The organism is Rhizobacter sp. P1_G5, from assembly GCF_056405435.1.
The window spans coordinates 1-1,784 of sequence record NZ_JBFUCB010000901.1 but is presented as its reverse complement, the minus strand read 5'-3'; the positions used below and the strand labels follow the sequence as shown (position 1 = coordinate 1,784).

The following is a 1,784-nucleotide window of genomic DNA, read 5'->3' as shown; positions in this document are numbered from 1 at the left end:
TCCCAGCACAGCCCGAAGGCCGTCGCGCGGGTGGCGTTGCTGTCCGCCAGCGTGCCGGCGCGCAGCAGGTTGGCCGTCTCGCGCACCGAGCCGGCGAAGCTGCCGATCAGCATCGGCGTCGGCACGTCCTTCACGATCTGCTGCGATTTCGCGGCCTCGAACACGGCCATCCAGCCCTGGCTCAGGCGTGCCGACAGGCTGCGGCTCGCGTCGCTGAACCACGGCGAGTTGTAGTACTGCTCGATGAACACCATCTGCGCATAGTGCGTCAGCCGGCGATCGAGCCAGTTGTGCCACAGGTGCTCGAAGCGGCTGCGCAGCGGCGCGCCCGGGTCGTCGCCCTGCAGCAGGCTGGCGGTGGTCTCGGTCTTGGCCTGCTCGTAGAGCGCGACCATCAGCTCTTCCTTCGACGCGAAGTAGACATACAGCGTGCCGGTGGCGATGCCGGCCTCGCGCGCGATCGCCGCCATCGTCAGGCCACTCAGGCCGGTCTGCTCGACCAGCGTGAACGTCGCCTGCGCGATGGCCCGCAGCTTGTCGTCATCCTTGAGCTTCACGGGGTGATCATAGCCGAGCGAATATTCATTCAACGGCGCAGGTAGCGCATCAGCGGCACCGATTCGGGCGCTTCCAGCGTCGCGTCGAAGATGCCTTCGAGCTGGTAGCCGAAGAACTCGGCGAGCGCCGCCTCGCCCAGCTCGAGCGGATGGAACGGAAAGGGGTAGGGCGGCTCGCCGTCGTCGACGTCCACCGGGTGTTCGCCGTTCCAGAACGGCAGCTCGAACGCCATCTTCGGCCCGATGTTCTCGAGGATGCCGTCGTCGGGCGTCAGGCTCAGCGAGCGTTCGAGCTTGCCGCCGCGCCAGACGGCGAACGCGAACCAGTCGACCACGCTGTGCATCGCATGCAGCACCACGGTGCGCGAGCCGGCCGCCTGCAGGAAGCGCTGCGGCAGCTCACTCGGGCGATCGATCGCGAACTCGTGCGCCGACACGATCGTGACGCCGGGAAAGCAGCCGATCAGCAGCTGCTCGTCAGGCGGGTTGGTGGAGGCGAGATCGGCGTCGCTCAGCGCCTCCAGCGGCTCTTGCGGAAACAGCGCCTGTGCCAGCAGATCCGTGGCGGCGCGGTCCAGCACCGGCCGCTCGGCCAGCACCGCGCGCGCGTCGGTCTCCAGGATCGCCAGCATCCATGTCTTTGCGCCCATGCGCTGCCTTCGCCTCTCAGCGGAACGCCACGCCGCCCAGCGTCGAGCCCGCCGAGCTGATCGTCGTGGCGTTGGCGGCATCGCCGCTGATCGTGCTGGCGTTCTCGAACACGTACGCGGTTGCGACGACGCTCGCGTACAGGCGGTTGTTCGCCGGATCCACCGTCACGTACTGGATGCCGGGCACCGGCAGTGTCGCGACGAGCGTGGCATTGGCGGTGCTCGCCTGCGTGATGACGCGCAGCGTGTTGTCGGTCGAGTTGGCGAGGTAGAGCACGTCGCGCTGCGAATCGATGGCGGCCGAGGTGCCGCCCGCCGGCAAGGCCGGCAGCGTGGTGATCTGCTGGCCGGTCGCGAGGGCGAGCCGGGCCTGGCCGGCGTAGATGATGCCGCGCGTGAAGTCGAAGGTCGGCTGCAGGAGCCCGTTGAACGCCTGGTTGCGGTCCGGCGTCGGCGTGCCGCTCAGCGTGGCGGCGTTCTTGTAGGCCAGCAGCGTGTTGTCGGCCTGGCGGTTCGTCGAGATGTACAGCGTGCCGGTGGTGCGGTCGAGCGTCAGCCAGTTCGCGCGGACGACGTC

3 protein-coding genes are annotated in these 1,784 nt (G+C 68.6%); all 3 read right to left on the bottom strand.

Annotated features, from left to right (window positions below):
* Positions 1 to 557: TetR/AcrR family transcriptional regulator (locus tag AC1D12_RS32525; RefSeq protein WP_477845263.1), on the bottom strand; the 557-nt coding region annotated here is incomplete at its 3' end.
* Between the two features lie 29 nt (positions 558 to 586).
* The gene (locus tag AC1D12_RS32520) at positions 587 to 1,207 is read right to left on the bottom strand and encodes a DUF6928 family protein (RefSeq protein ID WP_477845262.1); all 621 of its coding nucleotides are present in this window, start codon (positions 1,205 to 1,207) and stop codon (positions 587 to 589) included.
* A gap of 16 nt (positions 1,208 to 1,223) precedes the next feature.
* A partial coding sequence (locus AC1D12_RS32515; protein ID WP_477845261.1) for a YncE family protein occupies positions 1,224 to 1,784 on the bottom strand: 561 nt, incomplete at its 5' end.